20 protein-coding genes are annotated in these 21345 nt (G+C 67.7%); 12 read left to right on the forward strand and 8 right to left on the reverse strand.

Annotation, left to right across the window (positions count from 1 at the left end):
• Positions 1-21: 21 nt before the first annotated feature.
• Together AOP72_RS05270 and erpA are read left to right on the forward strand one after the other, a co-directional pair.
• The gene (locus tag AOP72_RS05270; protein ID WP_062133384.1) at positions 22-1017 is read left to right on the forward strand and encodes a glycerate kinase; all 996 of its coding nucleotides are present in this window, start codon (positions 22-24) and stop codon (positions 1015-1017) included.
• Positions 1018-1110: 93 nt separating this feature from the next.
• A complete protein-coding gene (gene erpA / locus AOP72_RS05275) occupies positions 1111-1464 on the forward strand; it encodes an iron-sulfur cluster insertion protein ErpA (RefSeq protein ID WP_062133387.1) in 354 nt (117 codons plus the stop codon).
• 80 nt (positions 1465-1544) lie between these two features.
• Here the strand turns inward: erpA and AOP72_RS05280 are convergent, their stop codons facing one another.
• Complete coding sequence (locus AOP72_RS05280) at positions 1545-2666, reverse strand: cysteine desulfurase family protein (RefSeq protein ID WP_062133390.1); 1122 nt, start codon at positions 2664-2666, stop codon at positions 1545-1547.
• Between the two features lie 32 nt (positions 2667-2698).
• On the opposite strand from AOP72_RS05280, the gene ctaC reads away from it, so the two are divergent.
• Genes ctaC through AOP72_RS05295 form a run of 3 tightly spaced genes read left to right on the forward strand, consistent with a single transcriptional unit; the run spans position 2699 to position 5730 of the window.
• Complete coding sequence (gene ctaC, locus AOP72_RS05285) at positions 2699-3568, forward strand: aa3-type cytochrome oxidase subunit II (protein WP_369345470.1); 870 nt, start codon at positions 2699-2701, stop codon at positions 3566-3568.
• Complete coding sequence (gene ctaD, locus AOP72_RS05290; RefSeq protein WP_084631315.1) at positions 3568-5325, forward strand: aa3-type cytochrome oxidase subunit I; 1758 nt, start codon at positions 3568-3570, stop codon at positions 5323-5325. Before ctaC ends, ctaD begins: the two co-directional genes overlap by 1 nt.
• Before the next feature lie 3 nt (positions 5326-5328).
• Complete coding sequence (locus tag AOP72_RS05295; protein ID WP_062133392.1) at positions 5329-5730, forward strand: cytochrome c oxidase subunit 4; 402 nt, start codon at positions 5329-5331, stop codon at positions 5728-5730.
• Between the two features lie 440 nt (positions 5731-6170).
• Here the strand turns inward: AOP72_RS05295 and AOP72_RS05300 are convergent, their stop codons facing one another.
• The 5 genes from AOP72_RS05300 to ctaE all read right to left on the reverse strand — a co-directional run bounded on the left by AOP72_RS05300 (position 6171) and on the right by ctaE (position 11230).
• Positions 6171-6791 carry a superoxide dismutase gene (locus AOP72_RS05300; protein ID WP_062133395.1) on the reverse strand — a complete coding sequence of 207 codons (621 nt, stop codon included), beginning with the start codon at positions 6789-6791 and terminating at the stop codon, positions 6171-6173.
• 213 nt (positions 6792-7004) lie between these two features.
• A complete protein-coding gene (gene qcrB / locus AOP72_RS05305; protein ID WP_084631317.1) occupies positions 7005-8729 on the reverse strand; it encodes a cytochrome bc1 complex cytochrome b subunit in 1725 nt (574 codons plus the stop codon).
• Complete coding sequence (gene qcrA / locus AOP72_RS05310; RefSeq protein WP_062133397.1) at positions 8729-9805, reverse strand: cytochrome bc1 complex Rieske iron-sulfur subunit; 1077 nt, start codon at positions 9803-9805, stop codon at positions 8729-8731. The genes qcrB and qcrA overlap by 1 nt, the downstream gene beginning before the upstream one ends.
• A complete protein-coding gene (qcrC, locus tag AOP72_RS05315) occupies positions 9802-10587 on the reverse strand; it encodes a cytochrome bc1 complex diheme cytochrome c subunit (RefSeq protein ID WP_062133400.1) in 786 nt (261 codons plus the stop codon). The genes qcrA and qcrC overlap by 4 nt, the downstream gene beginning before the upstream one ends.
• Before the next feature lie 10 nt (positions 10588-10597).
• Positions 10598-11230 (reverse strand): aa3-type cytochrome oxidase subunit III, encoded by a 633-nt coding sequence (ctaE, locus tag AOP72_RS05320; RefSeq protein WP_062136891.1) that lies wholly within the window; start codon positions 11228-11230, stop codon positions 10598-10600.
• 113 nt (positions 11231-11343) lie between these two features.
• Here ctaE and AOP72_RS05325 point away from each other — a divergent pair, with 113 nt between their 5' ends.
• Together AOP72_RS05325 and trpD are read left to right on the forward strand one after the other, a co-directional pair.
• On the forward strand, positions 11344-11772 hold the full coding sequence (locus tag AOP72_RS05325) for a response regulator (RefSeq protein ID WP_062136894.1): 429 nt from the start codon (positions 11344-11346) through the stop codon (positions 11770-11772).
• A gap of 26 nt (positions 11773-11798) precedes the next feature.
• Complete coding sequence (gene trpD, locus AOP72_RS05330; protein WP_062133403.1) at positions 11799-12839, forward strand: anthranilate phosphoribosyltransferase; 1041 nt, start codon at positions 11799-11801, stop codon at positions 12837-12839.
• A 199-nt stretch (positions 12840-13038) separates the two neighbouring features.
• Here trpD and AOP72_RS05335 read toward each other — a convergent pair whose 3' ends face one another.
• Positions 13039-14730, reverse strand: a complete 1692-nt coding sequence (locus AOP72_RS05335; protein ID WP_084631320.1) for a DEDD exonuclease domain-containing protein — start codon at positions 14728-14730, stop codon at positions 13039-13041.
• A gap of 87 nt (positions 14731-14817) precedes the next feature.
• Here AOP72_RS05335 and AOP72_RS05340 point away from each other — a divergent pair, with 87 nt between their 5' ends.
• Entirely contained in the window at positions 14818-15012 is a 195-nt protein-coding gene (locus AOP72_RS05340) for a hypothetical protein (RefSeq protein ID WP_062136898.1), read from the forward strand.
• 65 nt (positions 15013-15077) lie between these two features.
• On the opposite strand, the gene AOP72_RS05345 is transcribed toward AOP72_RS05340, so the two are convergent.
• Positions 15078-16907, reverse strand: a complete 1830-nt coding sequence (locus AOP72_RS05345; protein ID WP_238581613.1) for an AMP-dependent synthetase/ligase — start codon at positions 16905-16907, stop codon at positions 15078-15080.
• A gap of 46 nt (positions 16908-16953) precedes the next feature.
• On the opposite strand from AOP72_RS05345, the gene AOP72_RS05350 reads away from it, so the two are divergent.
• From AOP72_RS05350 to AOP72_RS05365, 4 genes are read left to right on the forward strand one after another with little or no spacing between them, the layout of a single operon-like run.
• On the forward strand, positions 16954-17919 hold the full coding sequence (locus AOP72_RS05350; RefSeq protein ID WP_062133409.1) for an ROK family glucokinase: 966 nt from the start codon (positions 16954-16956) through the stop codon (positions 17917-17919).
• A 52-nt stretch (positions 17920-17971) separates the two neighbouring features.
• Positions 17972-18694 carry a lysophospholipid acyltransferase family protein gene (locus AOP72_RS05355; RefSeq protein ID WP_062133412.1) on the forward strand — a complete coding sequence of 241 codons (723 nt, stop codon included), beginning with the start codon at positions 17972-17974 and terminating at the stop codon, positions 18692-18694.
• Between the two features lie 37 nt (positions 18695-18731).
• Complete coding sequence (locus AOP72_RS05360; RefSeq protein ID WP_062133415.1) at positions 18732-19931, forward strand: pyrophosphate--fructose-6-phosphate 1-phosphotransferase; 1200 nt, start codon at positions 18732-18734, stop codon at positions 19929-19931.
• Positions 19932-19935: 4 nt separating this feature from the next.
• Positions 19936-21282, forward strand: coding sequence for a class II 3-deoxy-7-phosphoheptulonate synthase (locus AOP72_RS05365; RefSeq protein WP_062133419.1), 1347 nt, complete (start codon positions 19936-19938; stop codon positions 21280-21282).
• The last annotated feature ends 63 nt before the right edge of the window (positions 21283-21345 follow it).

Raw genomic sequence — 21345 nt, forward strand, 5'->3', positions numbered from 1 at the left:
TTGCCACGGCAGACTGGAGCCATGCAGATCGTGGTCCTCACCGAGTCCTGGCCGAACGACGGCGCCGGCGCGATGACGGCGCTTCAGACGGCCGATGCGGTTGCGGCGACCTGGATTGCCGCCGCCGCCGACGCCTCGGTGCAGTGCTTCGCGATCGGCGACGGGGGAGCGCGGAGCGGAGAGTACCTGACGGGCCGCCGCGTCCCGGTGGGAGGTGCGGAGGCGATCGAGGCAGGCCGTTCCCTCGTGCTCGCGCCCGCGGGGGGTGAGAAGCGGTGGGAGCCCCACGCGCTCGCCACCGCGCTGCTGGGCCTCGCGGCCGAGCATGCCGGCTCTCGGCCGGCGCGGACGGTGATCGTGCCTGTCGGTGACGCGCCCCCGGCGGGCGACGCGACCGATCTGTGGCTCGGCGGCATCGCCCAGATGCGCGCCGGCGTCGCGGCGCTCGACGTGGTCGCGGCGGTGTCGTCGCAGCGCCCGCTGCTCGGCTTCCACGGCATGAGCGCGGCGCTGCGCGACGGCCGCGAGGTGGATGAGGCGATCGGCCTCGCTGCACAGGCACAGGAGGATCGTTGGGCCGCGATCGCACGCGACGCTGACGACGTCGCGAGCGTCCCGTCGCTGCTGGGCTCGTCGCGCCTCTCGGACCTCCCAGGCACCGGCGCCGCCGGCGGACTCGCCTATGCGCTCGGAGCGATCGGGGCGCGGATCGTGCCGAGCGCTCCGTTGATGGCCACGCTGACGGGAGCAGATGAAGCGGCGGCCACAGCCGACCTCGTCGTGGCTGTGGTGCCAGGGCTCGAGCCGCGCTCGCTGGACGACGGCGCCGTCCCGGCGGCCGCGTCGCTCGCCGGCCGCCGAGGCCTGCCAGCGATCGTCCTCGCCCCCGAGTCGCGCATCGGCCGGAGAGACCTCATGAACGCCGGGCTGGCCGCCGCGCACGAGGGTGGGAGCGGAGCAGATGGCCTCGCTGCTGCGGTGCGGCGCGTCGCGCAGACGTGGACGCCGCGCCGCTGAGCGCGGCGGCACCGGCCGGAGCCGGCGTGGGGTCGTGCTATGGGTACGGACAGGCGTACCCTGGTAGTCAGAATCTACGAAAGGAGGCCGCATATGACTGATACTGCGACCGAGGCTGTCACTCACGGAGTCGTCATCACCGATGCGGCGGCTGGAAAGGTGAAGAGTCTGCTGGAGCAGGAGGGTCGAGATGACCTTCGCCTGCGACTGGCAGTGCAGCCCGGAGGATGCTCCGGACTCATCTACCAGCTGTACTTCGACGAGCGCATGCTCGACGGTGACGTGGCACGGGACTTCGACGGCGTGCAGGTCGTTGTCGACAAGATGTCGGTGCCGTACCTCGACGGTGCGACCATCGACTTTGCCGACACGATCGAAAAGCAGGGTTTCACGATCGACAACCCGAACGCTGCAAGTTCCTGCGCATGTGGAGACTCCTTCAGCTGAACTGACGCTTCTCGCCGACGGGCGGCGCTGGCCTCACGGCCGCGCCGCCCGTTCGCGTCTCCACCGGCAGACTGCTCGGGTCAGTCGGCGGTCATCGTGCGGCGCACGTCCTCGAGCACTCGCGGCAGCGTCGCGATGAACCGCGACACATCCTCGTCCGACACGCCGGGGTGGAGGCCGATGCGGAGGTTGCCGTGGGTGAGAGCGCCCATGGCCGCGAGCACATGGCTGGGCTCGAACGCCGCAGTTCCGCATGCGGAACCGGAGCCCACCGCGAAGCCCTCGCGGTCCAGTCTGGTCACCACCGGCTCGCCGTCGAGGTACATGAACGCCGCCGTGAGCAGGTGGGGCACGCGCGACTCCGCGTCGCCGACCACGGTGACGCCCTCGAGCCCGGCCAGGCCCTCGCGGATCCGTGCGGACAGCGCGGTGAGACGGGCTCGATCCTTCTCTTCGGACTCGCGTCGCTCCTGCAGGGCGACGGCGGCGGCGAGGGCGAGCGGGATCGACACTCCTCCCGGAGCCCATCCCTCCCCGGGCCAGGCGGCAAGCCAGCGCGTGCGTGGGCGGGTCGCGAGGACTCCCAGCCCCGAGGGTGCGCCCCAGTCGGCGGGGTCTGCGAGCAGCGCGTCCCACTCGGTCGGCGGGTCCACGTGTCCGATGCTGGCGCTCGCATCCACGATCAGCGGCACCTCGGCGCGCCGGGTGAGCTCCGCCACCTCGTCGAGGCGCTGGATCGTCCCGATCTCTTGATTGGCGTGCTGGATCAGTGCCAGTGCGGTCGCGGGGTGGCTGACGCGAGCCGCAAGCTCGTGGAGACTCACGTGGCCCGCGTCGTCCACGGGAATCCGGTCGACAGCGTCTGGCGCCGTGGAGTCGGCGGCATCGAGAATGGCCTGTCGTTCGATCGCGGAGACGACGATGCGCTCCCGACCCCGCCGTGCCCGGAACACGCCGGAGGTGACGCGCTCGGCCGCGACGTGCGCCGACGGCAGGAAGTGGAGGTGTGCCGCCTCGGCCCCGATGGCGTCGGCGATCGCCTCCCTGGCGCCGTCGAGCAGAGCCCGGGCGCGACGGGACTCGTTGGTGAGGCGAGTGGGATCGGCCCAGCCATCTGCGACCCCGGCGAGGAGCGCATCGGCCGCTCTCCGCGAGACTGGAGCGCGCCCGCCGGCGTCGAGGAACACCCGAGTTGCTGGCATACGCCCACGGTATCGCGCGCTAGACTGACCGCGTGTCCAAGAAGCCACTCTCTGCCATGCCCCGGAAGGCCCTGACTGGCGCTGCGATCGCGGGCGTCGTGACCCTGCTCGCAGGCTGCTCGCAGGGCATCGAGAACGGTGCCCTCCCGTCGACCCCCGACATCACGAACCAGACCGAAACAGTCATCACACTGTGGAACGGTTCGTGGATCGCGGCACTCACGGTGGGAGTACTGACCTGGGGTCTCATCCTTTGGTGTGTCGCCGTCTACCGCAAGCGCAAGGACGACCACAAGCTCCCGGTGCAGAACCGCGTACACCTGCCGCTTGAACTGATGTACACCGCGCTCCCGTTGATGGCCATCGCCGTGCTGTTCAAGTACACCGCAGAGGACATCGGCGAGCTGACCAGCCTGGATGCTGAGCCGGATCTCGAGATCCAGGTGGTCGGCAAGCAGTGGAGCTGGGACTTCAACTACCTCAGCGATGACGTCTACGACCCGGGCGTCCAGGCGACCCTGACAGGAGAGGAGGGCGTCGAGGAGACGCTTCCGACCCTGTACCTGCCCGTCGACGAGACGGTGCACTTCTACCTCGACTCTCGCGACGTGATCCACTCGTTCTGGATCCCGGCGTTCCTCTACAAGGAGGACACGGTCCCGGGCCGCACGAACGAGTGGCAGGTCACGCCGACCGAGGTCGGCACGTACCAGGGCAAGTGCGCGGAGCTGTGCGGCGAGTACCACGCTTCCATGCTCTTCAACGTCGAGGTCGTGGAGCGCGCGGAGTACGACGCACACATGGAGGACCTGCGCGCGAGGGGATACGAGGGCGAGCTCGGCCTCGAGTACAGCCGCGACCAGGTCGTGGAGATGACGACGGACCACGGGGAGACCGAGTAATGGCAACCGCCGACTACGCCGACGACCGCCACGAGCCCGCCGGTGCCGCGATTCCCGCCGCGCCGTCGCGCTCCGGCTCCATCGCGGTGAAGTGGATCACCTCCACTGACCACAAGACCATCGGGTACATGTACCTGATCACGTCGTTCATGTTCTTCATCATCGGCGGCGTGATGGCGCTGGTGATCCGCGCCGAGCTGTTCGAGCCCGGAATGCAGATCGTGCAGTCCGCGGAGCAGTACAACCAGTTGTTCACGATGCATGGCACGATCATGCTGCTGCTGTTCGCGACGCCGCTGTTCGCGGGGTTCGCGAACGTGATCGTCCCGCTCCAGATCGGTTCGCCTGACGTCGCGTTCCCGCGACTCAACATGTTCGCGTACTGGCTGTACCTGTTCGGTGGGCTCATCGCCTCCGCCGGCTTCTTCACTCCGCAGGGTGCGGCGTCGTTCGGATGGTTCGCGTACGCGCCGCTGTCGAACGCCGTGTACTCGCCTGGCGTGGGTGGCAACCTGTGGGTCTTCGGCCTGGCGCTCGGCGGCTTCGGCACCATCCTCGGCGCCGTGAACTTCATCACCACCATCGTCACGATGCGCGCACCCGGAATGACGATGTTCCGCATGCCCATCTTCACGTGGAACATCCTCGTGACCTCGATGCTCGTGCTGCTCGCGTTCCCGCCGCTGGCCTCCGCGCTGTTCGCGCTGGGCTCCGACCGCGTGCTCGATTCCCAGGTGTTCAACCCCGAGAACGGGGGAGCGATCCTGTGGCAGCACCTGTTCTGGTTCTTCGGGCATCCCGAGGTGTACATCATCGCGCTGCCGTTCTTCGGCATCGTGTCCGAGATCCTGCCCGTCTTCTCGCGCAAGCCGCTGTTCGGCTACCACGGGCTGGTCTACGCGACCATCGCCATCGCAGCCCTGTCAGTGACGGTGTGGGCGCACCACATGTACGTCACTGGCGCGGTGCTGTTGCCGTTCTTCGCGTTCATGACGATGCTGATCGCGGTGCCGACCGGAGTGAAGTTCTTCAACTGGATCGGCACGATGTGGCGCGGCAAACTCACCTTCGAGACGCCGATGCTGTGGTCGATCGGGTTCATCATCACCTTCCTGTTCGGCGGACTCACCGGCGTGATTCTGTCCTCTCCGCCGCTCGACTTCCCGGTGTCCGACTCCTACTTCGTGGTCGCACACTTCCACTACGTCGTGTTCGGCACCGTGGTGTTCGCGATGTTCGCCGGCTTCTACTTCTGGTGGCCCAAATTCACCGGCAAGATGCTGAACGAGCGCTGGGGCAAGGTTCACTTCTGGCTGCTGTTCATCGGCTTCCACACGACGTTCCTCATCCAGCACTGGCTTGGCGCGAGCGGCATGCCTCGCCGGTATGTCGACTACCTGCCGGAGGACAACTTCACGTGGATGAACCAGGTATCCACGGTGGGTGCGGTCATCTTGGCGCTCTCGACTCTGCCGTTCTTCTGGAACGTCTACATCACCACCAAGCGTGCACCCAAGGTGTCCGTCGACGACCCGTGGGGCTACGGCAACTCTCTCGAGTGGGCGACCAGCTGCCCGCCCCCGCGCCACAACTTCACGTCGATACCGCGCATCCGCTCGGAGCGCCCGGCCTTCGACCTGCACCACCCCGAGGCCGCGGCTCGCGATCACCACGCCGCGTATGGCTCAGGGAGTGACCATGCCCCCGTGGCGGCCGGCGACAGCCACGCTCACACCGCGTCCGACAAGGAGAGCTGACCGATGCGACTCGAATCCAACGTCTTCTGGATCCCGTCGATCTTCTTCTTCCTTGCCGGAACTCTCTACGGCATCTTCACTGGCTGGGCAGAGTGGGTCGGGATCGTGGCGATCCTGCTCACGGGCGGCATGTTCATCATGATCGGCATCTATTTCAAGATGCTCGAGAAGCGCCACGGGCGCCGTCCCGAGGACGATGAGGACGCCCACATCTCCGAGCTCGCGGGTTCTCAGGGCGTGTACGCGCCGTGGAGCTGGTGGCCCCTGGTGATCGCGCTCGGCGCGGCGTTGGCGTTCGTCGCCATGGCCGTGGGCTGGTGGATCATGGTTCCGGCCGTGATCATCGGCTCCGTGGGCCTGGTGGGCTGGGTGCTCGAGTTCTCGACGGGACGTCACGCGCACTGACGGACGCCCCCCTCGCTCCTCCGAGTCGAGTTGCCCTGCCGGCAGCCGACACGAGGCGCGAGACGGCCACGGCGACACCTGCGGGACGTTGCCGCATCCCAGCGCCGTCAGGGTGACGATGCTCCCGCACAGAGGACTGTGCCATGGCAGAGGAACCATGGTCACCGTGGGGTCGGCGAAGGACCCAGGGGACGCTCCCTCGATGAGCGCGTCGACCAGCACCGCGACCAGGAGCCTGTTCTGCGGAACGGCGCTCGGAGCGGCGGGTGGCTCTGGGCGCTGCTGGGCTCTGATCGGCCTCTGAACCGCCGCTGACGGCCTCAGATCGCCGTCCCGGTCCTTGGGAACACCACGCTGGCCGCGAGCCGCGCACCCATCGAGACGCACGAAGGGCGGGCACCCCGGAGGATGCCCGCCCTTCGTAGACCCGTGTCAGTGCGTTACGCGACGATCAGGCCCTGCGTCGCCGACGCGGTGGCGAAGCGCTGCTGGACGTTCGCCCAGTCCACCACGTTCCACCACGCCTTGACGTAGTCCGCCTTGACGTTGCGGTACTGCAGGTAGAAGGCGTGCTCCCACATGTCGAGCATCAGCAGGGGGACGAGGCCCACGGGCACATTGCCCTGCTGGTCGTAGAGCTGGACGATGACGAGCTTCTTGCCGATGGTGTCCCACGCGAGGATCGACCAGCCGGAGCCCATGACGGTGAGCGCGTTGTGCGTGAAGTGCGCGCGGAACTTGTCGAACGATCCGAAGTTCTCGTCGATCGCCGCAGCGAGCTCGCCGGTGGGCTTGTCGCCGCCGTCCGGGGACATGTTGGTCCAGAACACCGAGTGGTTGGTGTGCCCGCCAAGGTTGAAGGCCAATGCCTTCTCGAGACCGGCGATCGCACCGAAGTCGTCGCTGTCGCGCGCGGCGGCCATCTTCTCGAGCGCCGTATTGGCACCGGCCACGTACGTGGCGTGGTGCTTCGAGTGGTGCAATTCCATGATCTCGCCAGCGATGTGCGGGTCGAGAGCGCCATAGTCGTATGAGAGGTCCGGCAGCGTGTAGTCAGCCATACTTCCTCCTGCGTTGGGCGCGGCGTCGTGCGCCGCGCGGTTTTCCGGGGTGTCCCCTTCAGCCTATCGCCGTGGGCTGTTCCCGCAGCGACGAGCTGTGTGCGTGTCAACACCAGGAAGTGCCTGGGGATTCCCTGTGGGGGCGTGGTGCGGGACAGACGCACGAAGGCCGGTCCCGACGTGGGGACCGGCCTTCGAACGCTGCTCGGACTGCTACTTCTTGGTCGCACCCTCGTCGAGCTCTTCCCACTCGTCATCGAGGCGCTCGTTGGCGCCCTTCGCGTCAGCGGCGTCCGCCAGACCGTGCGCCGAAGGTGCGTCGGAGTGCGCGTGGTGGGCGGCCTCGAGCTCCTCGGGGGTGACGGGCTCGATGCGCTCCTCGTAGTAGAAGCGGGACAGTCGCTGCTTGAAGCGGTCCCATCGGTATCCCTTGCGCGCGACGCCACGGTCGTTGCGCTCGGGGGCGATCTCCAGGGGCTTGTGGTTGTCGAAGGACACCCGCACCCACCGCTCCTCGTCATCCAGAGGGCTGTGGACCTCGACGTACTCGCCGTGCTCGTGGCGGACGATGGTGCCCGTCTCGTGGCCGTGCAGCACCAGCTCGCGGTCCTTGCGCTGAAGACCCAGGCAGAGCCGCTTCGTGATCCAGAAGGCAAGGACGGGGAGGATGAAGATGCCCCATTGGAAGAAGATGGTGAGGTCGTTCAGCGACAGGTGGAAGAGGCTCGCCACAATATCGTTCGAGCCCTCGAGGACCAGGATCACGTAGAACACGATCATCCCTACGCCGATGCCCGTGCGGACAGGCACGTTGCGGGGCCGGTCGAGCACGTGCTTCTCGCCCTTGTCGCCGGTGGCCCATGACTCGATCCACGGGTACAGCGCGATGAAGCCGAAGAACAGTGCGGGGACGATCACTGAGGGGATCAGGATGTTCAGCGACAGCGTGTAGCCCCAGAGCTCCCATTCCGTGGGGAGACCGAAGAGCCACCCCGGCCACATGCGGAGCAGCCCATCGATGAACAGGATGTACCAGTCGGGCTGCGTTCCCGCGGAGACGGGGGAGGGGTCGTAGGGTCCGTAGTTCCACACCGGGTTGATGGTGAACACCGAGGCGACCAGGGCGATGATGCCGAAGACGACGAAGAAGAAGCCGCCGGCCTTCGCCGTGTACACGGGAAAGAGGGGCAGGCCCACGACGTTGCGGTGCGTGCGGCCACCACCCGGGTACTGGGTGTGCTTGTGCAGGAAGACGAGGAACAGGTGGAGCGCGATCAGCGCGAGGATCAGGCCGGGCACCAGCAGGATGTGCGCGGTGAAGATCCGGGGGATGAGCGCCGTGCCGGGGAACTCGCCGCCGAACAGCCAGAACGAGATGTGACTGCCCAGGAGCGGAACGCCCTTGATGACGCCGTCGATGATGCGCAGTCCGTTGCCGGAGAGCACGTCGTCGGGAAGCGAGTATCCGGTGAACCCGGCCGCGAGTCCGAGGATCATGAGCGTGAAGCCCACGAGCCAGTTCAGCTCACGGGGCTTGCGGAACGCACCGGTGAAGAACACCCGGCACATGTGGACCATGATCGAGGCGAGGAACAGCAGGGCGGACCAGTGGTGGGTCTGGCGCATGAGCAGCCCGCCCGGCACCTCGAACGAGGTGACGAGCGTCGACTCGAATGCCTTGGTCATCTCGACGTCGTGCATGGTGGCGAAGGGACCCTCGTAGTGCACGGTCTCCATCGACGGCACGAAGAAGGCGGTCAGGAACACCCCGGAGATCAGCAGCACGATGAACGAGTACAGCGCGATCTCACCGAGCATGAAGGACCAGTGGTCCGGGAACAGCTTGCGTGCGAAGAACTTGACGAATCCGCCGATGGACGTGCGCTCGTCGACGTAGTTCGCGGTGCCGGAGGCGGCGGAATTCAACGTGGCACCCATCAGCGGGTCTCCTCCTCGACTGCGGTGTCATCCCCGCCCTTGAGCCGGTCCCAGTACGACGGACCGATGGGTTCGTCGAAGTCCGCCTGCGCGACGATGTAGCCATCGTCGTCCACTGCGATCGGCAACTGGGGGAGCGGTCGCTTGGCGGGGCCGAAGACCACCTTGGCGCCGTTCGCGACGTCGAACGTGGACTGGTGACACGGGCACAGCAGGTGGTGGGTCTGCTGTTCGTACAGTGCCACGGGGCAGCCGACGTGCGTGCAGATCTTGGAGTAGGCCACGATGCCGTCGAACGACCAGTCCTCACGCCCCTGCTGGATGGTGAGGTCCTTGGGGTCGAGGCGCACCAGCAGCACGACGGACTTCGCCTTCTCGTTCATCATCGCTGCGTGGTCAAGCTCGTGGAGGCCGTCGGGGATCACGTGGAAGACCGAGCCGATGGTGACGTCGGAGGCCTTGATCAGGGCGCCGTCGGGGTCGCGCGCCAGACGCACTCCCGGGCCCCAGATGGTGTGGCGGAACTTCGAGACGTTCCAGTCGCCGCCCATGTTGCCGATCTGCGGAACGAGCACGGACAGGGGAGCGATGGCGAGCGCCGTGATGAGCGTGCCCTTGAGCAGGCCCCGGCGCTCGACTCCAGCGAGGCCCGAGTCCTCCGCGCCGTCCTTCAGGTTCTGGATGGCGCCAGCGCGTGCCTCGTCGGAGCTGCGCAGCTCGTGGCGCTCCTCGACCATCTCGTGGTCGCGCATCAGGGTCTTGGCCCAGTGGATCGCTCCCAGGCCGATGCCGATCATCGCGAGGAAGACGCCGATGCCGATCCACATGTTGATCTGCTGGATCGCCGCGACGTCGCCGCCGTCGCCGATGTCGAGACCGAAGTACGCCCAGATGGCAATGACCGTGCCGATGATCGAGATGGCGAACAGCAGTGCGGTCTGTCGCTCCGCGCGCTTGCCGGCCTTCTTGTCCACGTCTGCGCGCCGGGGACGGTGATGCGGCAGTCCGGGGTTGTCGTGCCCGTTCGCCGACGTGAGGTCGGAGTACGGCGATGAGTTCTTGTCGGCGGCGCTCATGAGGAACGGGCTCCTACCCAGATGGTGCTGGCGATGATCAGACCGAGCAGGACGAGCCACGCCCACATTCCCTCGGACACGGGGCCGATGGAGCCGAGTGTCAGACCGCCGGGCGAGCCGTTGCTCTGGAAGTCGAGGTAGGCGATGATGTTCCGCTTGGTCTCAGGGGTGATGTTGGCGTCGTTGAAGACTGGCATCGATTGAGGGCCGGTCAGCATGGCCTCATACAGGTGAGTGGGAGTCGTGTTGAGCAGCGACGGCGCGAACTTGCCCTGCGTCAGCGCGCCGCCGCCGCCGATCGAGCCGTGGCACATGGCGCAGTTGGTGCGGAAGGCGAGCATGCCGTCCGCAGCATCTCCGAGGGCCGGGTCCACCTGCTCAGCGGTGGGGATGGCGGGACCGGCTCCGAGGGAGGCGACCCAGGCCGCGAGCTGGTTGATCTCGTCCTGCGTGAACTGCGGCGCCTTGGCGGGGGCCTGGGGGCCCGACGCCTGCATGGGCATGCGTCCGGTGCCGACCTGGAAGTCGACTGCTGCCGCGCCCACGCCGACCAGCGACGGAGCGACGCCGTCCTGCCCCTGGGCATCGAGGCCGTGGCAGGACGCGCAGTTGGCGGCGAACAGTTGCTCGCCCTCGTCCGCGTCCGCCTGCGTCATTTCCGTCGAGGCAGTGGCAGGGCCGGAGGTGGAGAGGGCAGCGATGCCGGAGATGAGAGCGAGCAGCGCCAGGACGAGCAGCAACGGGGCTGACCGGTGGTGGCGCCGACGGGCAAGAATGTGCATGGGTCTCCCCCTACTGGACCAGGTAGATCACGGCGAACAGGGCGATCCAGACGACGTCGACGAAGTGCCAGTAGTACGACACGACGATGGTGGTGGTGGCTTCGTGCGTGCCGAACTTCTTGGCAGCGAATGAGCGCCCGAGCACGAACAGCATGGCGATCAGTCCGCCGAGGACGTGGAGGCCGTGGAACCCGGTCGTCAGGTAGAACACGGAGCCGTAGGGGCTCGAGGAGATCGTGACGCCCTCGGAGACCAGCACCGCGTACTCGTAGACCTGGCCGGCGATGAACACCGATCCCATGATGAACGTGAGCACGAACCACTCGTGCATGCCCCAGCTCTTGACGTTCCACAAGGGGCCGGTGCGGCGACGCTGATAGCGCTCGGCCGCGAACACGCCCGCCTGCGCGGTGAACGAGGACAGCACCAGGATCGTGGTGTTCCCCAGGGCGAAGGGCACGCTGAGCAACGGCGCCTGCTCCGCCCAGATCTCGGGCACCTGGGCGCGCAGAGTGAAGTACATCGCGAACAGACCCGCGAAGAACATCAGCTCTGAACTGAGCCAGACGATGGTTCCTACAGCTACCTGGTTGGGGCGCGTCGCATGAATAGGTGACGGCACACTCGTCGTCGCGTGGGACATGCGCACCATTATTGCCTATGACGTAGGTCCTAGATGCCAGAACGCGCGAGACTCCCGAATTGCTGCACTGGAGTCAGCCGATGCGCGTCGCGCTTCATGCCAGAATGGTCTGCATGAGTGACGTGGCCAAGCGCAATGACGACGCGGTGGGGTCTGCCAAGGCCCGCATCCTGCTCTACAGCGACGATCGCAACGTGCGGGAGAAGGTGCGCTTCGCGTGCGGCTCCACGACGCACGGACGCACGATCGAATGGACGGAGACCGCCACGCATGATGCGGTCATCGCCCAGGTGGACTCGGCGAGCTTCGACCTGCTGATCCTCGATGGTGAGGCGGCGAAGTCCGGTGGCATGGGGCTGTGCAGGCAGATCAAGCACGAGATCTACGACTGCCCGCCCATCATGATCCTCGTGGGCCGTGCGGGAGACGCCTGGCTCGCGACGTGGTCGGAGGCCGATGCCGCCGTCGCTCACCCTCTCGATCCCTTCGCGGTGCGTGACACCGTCGACGCGTTCTTCGCTCCCGTCGAACAGACCTCCTAACGCCAGCCCGAACACGAGGAGGCCTCGTGGCCACCCTGCAGGATCTGCTGTCCCGCCTCGTCGAGCACGAGGACCTCACCGCCGAGGAGACCGCGGACGTGATGAACTCGGTGTTGACCGACACGGCGTCGCCCGTGGCGATGGGCGCGTTCCTGGCGGCGCTGCGTGTCAAGCGCGAGACGCCGACCGAGGTCGCGGGTCTCGCGAAGGCGATGCTCGACCACGCCATCCGCTTCGAGGTGCCGGGGCGTTCGGTGGACATCGTGGGAACGGGCGGAGATGGCGCGCATACCGTGAACATCTCGACGATGGCGTCGATCGTGATCGCCGGCGCAGGGCTCACGGTGGTGAAGCACGGCAATCGCGCCGCCACGTCGAAGTCGGGCAGCGCGGACGTCCTCGGCGCGCTCGGAGTGCGGCTCGACCTCCCCCCGGCACGCGTGGCAGAGCTCGCGACGGAGGTGGGCATCACCTTCTGCTTTGCGCAGGTCTTCCACCCCTCGATGAAGTTCGCGATGCCCATTCGCAAGGAACTCGGGGTGCCGACGACCTTCAACATCCTGGGCCCCCTCACCAATCCCGCTCAGCCGGCCGCCACCGCGATCGGCTCATCGAGTCTCAGGGTGTCGCCGGTGCTCGCAGGCGTGATCGCCCAACAGGGCCGCGAAGCATTGGTCTTCCACGGCGACGATGGTCTCGACGAGCTCGCGCCCACGGGGGCCGCCACGGTGTGGGAGGTGCGCGGCGGCGGAATCACCGAGCTGCGGCTCGACCCGGTGGGAGACCTCGGAGTCGCCCCCATCACGATTGACGAGCTGCGAGGCGGTGACGCCGAGCACAACGCTGGGGTGGCGCGTCGCGTTCTCGAGGGGGAGCGGGGAGCGGTCCGGGACACGGTGATCCTGAACGCCGCGGCGGGCCTCGTGGCGGACGCGACGCTGCCGGGGACCGCATCGGGCACCATCGCGGAGCGCTTCGCCTCTGCCATCGTGCTCGCCGAACGGTCCGTCGACTCGGGCGCCAGCGCAGACGTCCTCGACCGCTGGGTTGCCGCAACCCGCGCCTGAGCGAGCCCGCCCAGCGCCCTACCGTTCGCCTCTTCTCGTTCCACCCTGGGCGGCGCCATCAGCAGCAGTCACCGTCGTGGCGACGATCCCCGTCACCTCTGACGTCGCCTCCTCGGAGATGGGTGCGGGGATGGCGGTGCTCTCGGTGGTGCTCGCGCATCGGCGCGTCGTGGTCGATGCTGCGACGCGGTGCCTGGCGTCAGCGCCGCTCCGAGCCGAGTCTCGAGTCGTGGTCGGAGCGGCGAGCGTCCACCCATTGCCGGTGCCGCCCGGCTCCGGTGACGGGGGAGGCCCACTGTCCGTCGACGTACAGCAGCCGGATTCCCGGTCGTTCGAGCCACCGCAGCGCCAGTTCCTGCTCCTCGACGAGGGCGGCGTCGATCTCGAGCGCGTCCCACCGAGCGCGCAGCTCATCTGCCGCGTCCCAGACGCCGCTGTCAACTCGGGCGGAGCCCGCGAGCGCGCCGTGGGAGAACGACGCCAGCTCCCAGGCCTCGTCCACGCGCCGCACCGCGACCAGTCGACACGCGCGCAGTGCGGCGAGCCGGTCGCGACGCATCGCGCCGTCGACGAGGGCACTGAGCGCGTCCCTCAGTTCGCCTGCGCGCTCGTACTCGAGCCGCTCGGCTCGGGAAGCGACCTCCCGGCGCATCGCCTCCACCACGGGTGAGACGTCGCGGTCGAGAGCGTCGCGGGCCGCAGCCACGGTGGCGTCGTATCCGGACTCTTCCCCTGTCACGCACGGGGCGGCGCACGCACCCAGGTCCTTCAGGATGCACGCACGCGCGTCGCTGCGCGGCACGATCGTGAGCCGCGTGGTGCACGTGCGCACACCGATCACCTGCTCCAGCGCCGATGCGGCGAGGCGCGCGTCCGCCATCGAGCGCATCGGCCCCAACCACGAAGGTTGGCCGTAGGCAGACTTCACCGCGGCCAGCCGCGGGTAGCGCTCGTCGGTGAGTCGCAGCCACGCGGTCCGCTCCGGACGAGCGGACCGACGGTTGTACCGAGGCCGCCACTGGTCGATCATGCGCACCTCAAGGATGTTGGCCTCGAGTTGGGTGGGACACACCACGGTGTCGACGTCGACAGCCAAGGCGAGCATGTCGCGGATGCCCCGACGGCTCTCGCCGCTCGTGAAGTACGACTTGACGCGCGCGCGCAGGTTGCGAGACGTCCCCACGTAGAGGCGTTCGCCGAGCGGCCCGCGGAACGTGTACACGCCCGGCTTCGCGGGGACGCGGTCCGCCATCGTGGCCTTGCGGCGCAGAGCGCTGGGCATGGGGTTGCGCAGCGAGTCGAGGTCCTCGCGATGGGTGATGCCGAAGGCTGCGAGGCGCTCGAGCATTCCGTGCAGGACTTCGGAGGTGGCGCGCGCGTCCTCGAGAGCACGGTGATTGGGCGTGACCCGAGTGCCGAACACGCGCGCGAGGGTCCCGAGCTTCTTGTTGGGTGCCTCCTCCTTGGTGGTGGCGCGGCGTGCGAGCAGCACGGTGTCGACGATCTCGGGGGTGGGCCAGGCGTACCCGTGGCGACGGCACGCCTCCTTGAGGAAGCCCACGTCGAAGCGGGCGTTGTGGGCGACCAGCACGGCGTCGCCCAGGAACTCGAGAAAGCTCGGCAGCACCTGGGCGATGGGCGGGGCGGACACGACCATCGCGTCTGTGATGCCCGTGAGCGCGACGATGTACGGCGGGATGGGACCCCCAGGGTCGACGAGGGTCTGGAACTCGCCGACGACTTCGCCTCCGCGAGTCTTGACGGCGCCGATCTCCGTGATCTCGCACTCACGCGGCGATCCTCCGGTGGTCTCGAGGTCGACCACGACGAAGGTGGTCGCCGACAACGGCTCGCCGATCTCTTCGAGGCTGCCCTGCACGACCACTGTCATGGTGATGACGCTACGTGGTGCCTGTGACACCGCACGGTGATGCGCTCTCACGCGTCGATGTCAGAGGTCGCGCCTAGCGTCGGAGTCATGATCATCGATTGCGATACATGCGAAGTCCGGGGCAAGGCCTGCGGCGACTGCGTGGTGTCGTTCCTCACGATCCCGGTGCGACAGCCGCGGCCGGTCGAGATGGACGACGACCAGGCGGCAGCGGTGGACGCGCTCGTCGAAGGCGGTCTCGTGCCGCCCTTGCGGCTGGTGAGGTCCAGCGTCGCCAGCTGACCACCGTCCCGCTCGCATCTGGTCGACCCCGTCTGCGATCGGCGTCGTCTGGTCGATGTGCGCTGTCAGTCGGCGCGCTTGGCGGCGTAGAGGTCTTCGATGACGTCGGCGTAGGTGTCCAGCACCCGAGCCCGCTTGACCTTGAGAGACGGCGTCAGCATGCCGTTGTCGATGGTGAGGTCGCCGTCCAGCACCCGGAAGGCGCGGATCGACTCGGCTCGGGAGACAGCACTGTTCGCACGATCGACGGCCTTCTGGATCCGCGCGAGCACCCGGTCATCCTTCGCCGCCTCTGCCAGCGCCATGGGGTCGATGCCCTTGCTCTGGAGCCACCCTGGGAGCGCGTCCGCATCAATGGTGATGAGCGCCGCGATGAAGGGACGCGCGTCGCCCACGACCACGCACTGACTCACGAGTGCGTAGGCCCGGATCCGATCCTCGAGCTCGGCGGGGGCGACATTCTTGCCGCCCGCGGTGACGATCAGCTCCTTCTTGCGACCCGTGATGGTGAGGTACCCGTCGTGGTCCTGGGCGCCGATGTCCCCGGTGTGGAACCACCCGTCGACGACGACGTCGGCGGTCGCATCGGCGTTGTGGTGATAACCCTCGAACAGCTGCTCGCCGCGCAGCAGGATCTCGCCGTCGTCCGCGATGCGCACCTCGATCCCCGGCAGCGGCGGCCCGACGGTGCCGATCTTCGCCAGCGTGGGCCGGTTGACATGAGAGGCGGCATTGGTCTCGGTGAGGCCGTACCCCTCGAGCACGGTCAGGCCGAGCCCACGGTAGAAGTGCCCCAGCCGGTCGCCGAGTGGCGCCGATCCGGAGATCGCCCACTGCGCACGCCCTCCCAGGACGTCGCGGATCTTGCTCAACACGAGCGCATCGGCCGCCTTGTGGCGTATGCGCAACCCCAACCCGGGTCCCGCATCGGTGTCGAGAGCCTTGGAGTAGTCGATGGCCTGCTTCGCGGCCCAGCGGAAGATACGCACCTTGCCGCCCGCGGCGGCCTTCTGCTCTGCTGAGTTGTAGACCTTCTCGAAGACCCGCGGCACGGCCAGCACCAGCGAGGGGTGGAAGCTCTGCATCGCCGGCACGAGCTTGGACGGGTCCGAGCAGTAGCCGATGCACATTCCCGATGCGACCAGCGCAATCTGGACCAGGCGGGCCAACGAGTGCGCCAGCGTCAGGAACAGCACGGTCGAGGCGCCCTCGCCGAACAGCACCGGGCGCATCTCGTCGTGAATCCCCGCGATGTGACGCACATAGGAGAAGTGGGTGAGGCGCACGCCCTTGGGCCGGCCAGTGGTGCCCGAGGTGTACATGATGGTGGCGAGCGAGTCGTGGCCCAGTGTCGCGATGCGGGCCGCCAGCTGCTCGTCGGTGACGGAGGCGCCCGCGAGCGCAAGGTCGTCGAGGGCGCCGTCGTCGATGACGAGCACGCGCGTGATGGGGCTCTCGTCGTCGGTCGCGACGGAGTTCGCGCGATCTGCATGCTCCCGCGTCTCGGCGATCACGACGCTGACCTCCGCGTCCGAAGTGATCCAGTCGACCTGGGGCGTGGACGACGTGTCGTAGATGGGCACGGGGATCGCGCCCGCGGACATGATGGCGAAGTCGAGGACCGTCCACTCGTACCGGGTGCGAGAGTAGATCGCCACCCGATCTCCGGCCGCCACCCCGGTCGCGATGAGTCCCTTCGCGACGGCATTGACGTGGGCCTGCGCCTGGGCGCCGGTGACGTCGATCCATGCGTCGTCGGCATCGGGGTAGCGCAGCACGACCTTGTCAGCGTGGGTGCTCCAGGCGTCGCTCACGAGCGCGATGATGCTGGTCGGGTAGTCGACTGCCGGGCTTCCCATGGTGTCTCCATTGGCATTCGGGGTGGTGGCGCTCACGATACCCTCTTCCCAGAGTCAACCGAGCATCCAGGGAGCACCGTTCATGCACGCGATCGGCGTAGACATCGGCGGCACGAAGATCGCCGTCGGCGTGGTCGACGACGAAGGTCGAATCGTTGAGAAGACCCGCCGCGCGACACAGCCGGAGGACGCTGCCAGCATTGATGCAGCGATCGCCGATGCGGTCGCAGAATTGGCAGAGCGCCACGAGTTCCATCACGTGGGGCTGGCCGCGGCGGGGTTCGTCTCCTCCGACCGCCGCCGGGTGCTGTTCGCCCCCAACATCGCGTGGCGCGAGTACCCGTTGGCCGAACGCGTGGAAGCGCTCATCGGCCGCGAGGACCTTGATGTCGTCGTGGAGAACGATGCGAACGCCGCGGGCTGGGGGGAGTACCGCTACGGCGCCGGGCGTGACGTGCGTGACATGGTCATGCTGACCATCGGCACGGGTCTCGGTGCGGCGATCATCTCCGAAGGACAGCTCGTGCGCGGCGCGTATGGCTTCGCCGCGGAGCTCGGGCACCTGCGGGTGCAGCCGGGCGGGCACCCGTGTGGCTGCGGTCACCGGGGCTGCTGGGAGCAGTACGCGTCCGGATCGGCACTGGTGCGCGAAGCGCGCCGAGCGGCGCGCGAGCGGCCCGTGCGTGCCGCGGGACTGCTGGCTCTCGCCGGTGGCGATCCTGCGTCCATCGCAGGACCCGATGTCACGCGTGCAGCCGCCGACGGCGACGAACTGGGCATCGAACTCCTCGCAGAACTGGGGGACTGGATCGGCGCGGGCTGCGCATCGCTCGCAGCGGTGCTCGACCCCGAGTCATTCGTCGTCGGTGGCGGCGTGATCGCGGCAGGCGACCTCATGCTCGCGCCCGCGCGGACTGCGTACGAGGAGAACCTTCCCGCGCTCGGACATCGTCCTGTCGCTCCGATCGTCGCGGCCGCGATGGGCAACGACGCCGGTATCGTGGGCGCCGCCGCGCTCGCGCGCGAGGTGCCGCACACGCAGAATTGACGTAAGGACCATTCACGACCGCCCAGGAACAGGAAGTCGAGACCGCCCCCCGATGAGCGCCTACTACACGCTTTTCAAGCATGTGCTGATCGGCCCACCCCTGAAGGGCTACTACCGCCCGTGGGTCGAAGGCGTCGAGCACGTCCCCGAGACCGGCGGCGCGATCCTCGCGTCGAACCACCTCGCGGTCTCGGACTCGTTCTTCCTTCCGCTGGTGATCACACGGAAGGTCGTGTTCCTGGGCAAGCAGGAGTACTTCTCCGGCAAGGGCCTCAAGGGCTACGCCACCCGTGCCTTCATGGAGGGCGTGGGGACGATCCCTGTGCATCGCGGCGGTGGCCGGGCCTCCGAGGCCGCGCTTCGCACCGGACTGCAAGTGCTGCAGTCGGGCCAGTTGCTGGGCATCTATCCCGAAGGCACGCGCAGCCCTGACGGCCGCCTCTACCGCGGCAAGACCGGCCTCGCCCGGATGGCGATCGAGGCGGGCGTGCCGATCGTTCCGCTCGCGATGATCGGCACCGACGTCGCACAGCCCATCGGCCAGAAGGTTCCCAGCCGCACCGACATCGGCGTGCGGTTCGGGCCGCCGTTGCGGCTCGACGCCTACGCCGGTCGTCAAGAGGACCGCGACGCGCTGCGAGAAGTGACCGACGGCGTGATGAAGGCGATCCAGGAGCTGTCCGGCCAGGAGTACGTGGACCGCGATGCGGCACGCTACAAGCTCGAGCTCGAACGCGGCAAGACCCCGCCCGTCGACCCGAACGAGTCCCCCTAGAATGAGCGGGACGCCAACCCACCACGAAAGGTTCACCATGTCGGTCCGTCGTGTCGCCCTGCTCACCGCAGGCGGCTTCGCCCCGTGCCTGTCCTCCGCAGTGGGCGGCCTCATCGGCCGCTACACCGAGATCGCTCCCGAGGTCGAGATCATCGCCTACGAGCACGGCTACTGGGGACTGCTGCAGGGCAAGTACACGACGGTCACGGACACGGTGCGGGAGAAGGCCGGGATCCTCCACGAGTTCGGCGGTTCGCCGATCGGCAACTCGCGCGTCAAGCTCACCAACGCTGAGGACTGCGTCAAGCGCGGACTCGTGCAGGAGGGCCAGAACCCGCTCGAAGTCGCCGCGGAGCAGCTCAAGACCGATGGCGTCGACGTGCTCCACACCATCGGCGGGGACGACACCAACACCACCGCCGCGGACCTCGCCGCGTACCTCCACGACAACGGGTACGAGCTCACCGTCGTGGGGCTTCCCAAGACCATCGACAACGACGTGGTGCCGATCCGCCAGTCGCTCGGAGCGTGGAGCGCCGCGGAGCAGGCCAGCGTCTTCGCGCAGAACGTCATCGGCGAGCACCGCTCCGGACCTCGCATGCTCATCGTCCACGAGGTCATGGGGCGCGCCTGCGGATGGCTCACCGCCGCATCGGCTCTGAAGTACCGCCAGTGGCTCGATGGACTCGAGTTCGTACCCGAGATCGGCCTGTCGCGTGAGCGCTGGGAGATTCACGGGCTCTACCTCCCCGAGCAGTCGATCGACCTCGACGCTGAAGCCGAGCGTCTCAAGGCGGTCATGGATGAGGTCGGCAACGTCAACATCTTCCTGTCGGAGGGCGCTGGCGTGCCCGAGATCATCAAGCAGATCGAGGCGGAGGGCGGCGAGGTCGCCCGTGACCCGTTCGGACACGTGCGCCTCGACGAGATCAACCCGGGCCAGTGGTTCGCGAAGCAGTTCGCCGAGCGCATCGGCGCCGAGAAGGTGATGGTTCAGAAGTCCGGGTACTTCTCGCGGTCCGCGAAGGCGAACACTCAGGACCTTCGCCTGATCAAGTCCATGACCGACTACGGGGTCGAGTGCGCGCTGCGCGGCGAGTCCGGCGTGATCGGCCACGATGAGGAGGACGGCGACCGTCTCAAGGCGATCGCGTTCCCCCGCATCGCGGGGCACAAGGCCTTCGATGTGACCACCCCGTGGTACACGCGCACCCTGAGCGAGATCGGCCAGGCCTGAGACGATGACTGAGGCAGCCCTCGCGGCCGCCGGCGCTGATTCGTACCTGCAGTTCGAGGCGAAGCAGCAACCGGCATGGCCTGACCAAGAAGCGCTCGCGCGCACCACGGAGCGACTGCGGCAGGTTCCCCCGCTGGTGTTCGCAGGCGAGGCCGACGTGCTTCGCGACCACCTTGCGGCCGCAGGCCGCGGGGACGCGTTCGTGCTCCAGGGCGGCGACTGCGCAGAGATCTTCGCTGAGGCGACTGCGGACCGCATCCGGAACAAGATCAAGACCATCCTCCAGATGGCGGTGATCCTGACGTACGGCGCCTCGACGCCCGTCATCAAGATTGGGCGCATGGCCGGCCAGTACGCCAAGCCGCGTTCGGCCGACACGGAGACCCGTGACGGCGTGACGCTGCCGACGTACCGCGGAGACATCGTCAACTCGTCGGCGTTCACCGAGGAGGCCCGGATCCCCAACCCCGAGCGTCTCATGGACGCCTACCACGTGTCCGCCTCGACCTTGAATCTGATCAGGGCCTTCACGCACGGCGGCTTTGCCGACCTGCGTCGTGTGCATGCGTGGAACAAAGGCTTCGCTGCCAATCCCGCATACGCGAGGTACGAGAAGGTGGCGGCGCAGATCGATCGCGCGGTGCGCTTCATGGGTGCCGCCGGCGGCGACTTCGATGCGCTGAAGACCGTCGATCTATTCTCGAGCCACGAGGCGCTGCTGCTGGACTACGAGCGCGCGCTCACGCGCATCGATTCGCGGACCGGGCTTCCCTACGATTGCTCGGGCCACTTTCTGTGGATCGGCGAGCGAACCCGTGAACTGGACGGCGCGCACGTCGAGTTCATGTCCAAGATCGCGAACCCCATCGGTGTGAAGCTGGGCCCCACGGCCACCGGCGCCGATGCCGTGGCGCTCGCCGAGCGACTGAACCCGGACAACGTCCCCGGAAGGCTCACGTTCGTGGCGCGGATGGGCGCGGACAAGATGCGCGACTCGCTTCCCCCACTCGTGGAGGCGGTGCGTGACGCTGGCCTCGCTGTCACGTGGCTCACGGATCCGATGCATGGGAACACCTTCACCTCGGAGTCGGGGTACAAGACCCGCCGCTTCGACACGATCCTGGACGAGGTCACCGGCTTCTTCGAGGTGCATCGCGCTGCGGGGACCATCCCCGGTGGCATGCACGTCGAACTCACGGGAGACGACGTCACCGAGGTGATGGGCGGTACCGAGGACATCGACGATGAGGGTCTGGCGCGGCGCTACGAGACCAAGGTCGATCCGCGCCTCAACCACCAGCAGTCGCTCGAACTCGCGTTCCAGGTGTCCGAACTTCTCAGCGCGCGGTAGCCGGACGGCGGGACCCGAGGCCTCGGGTCCCGCCGTCCGCGTGGCTGAATGTGGGGAGCGCGG

Origin of the sequence: Demequina aestuarii, assembly GCF_000975095.1 — a bacterium.
Lineage (GTDB): Bacteria > Actinomycetota > Actinomycetes > Actinomycetales > Demequinaceae > Demequina > Demequina aestuarii.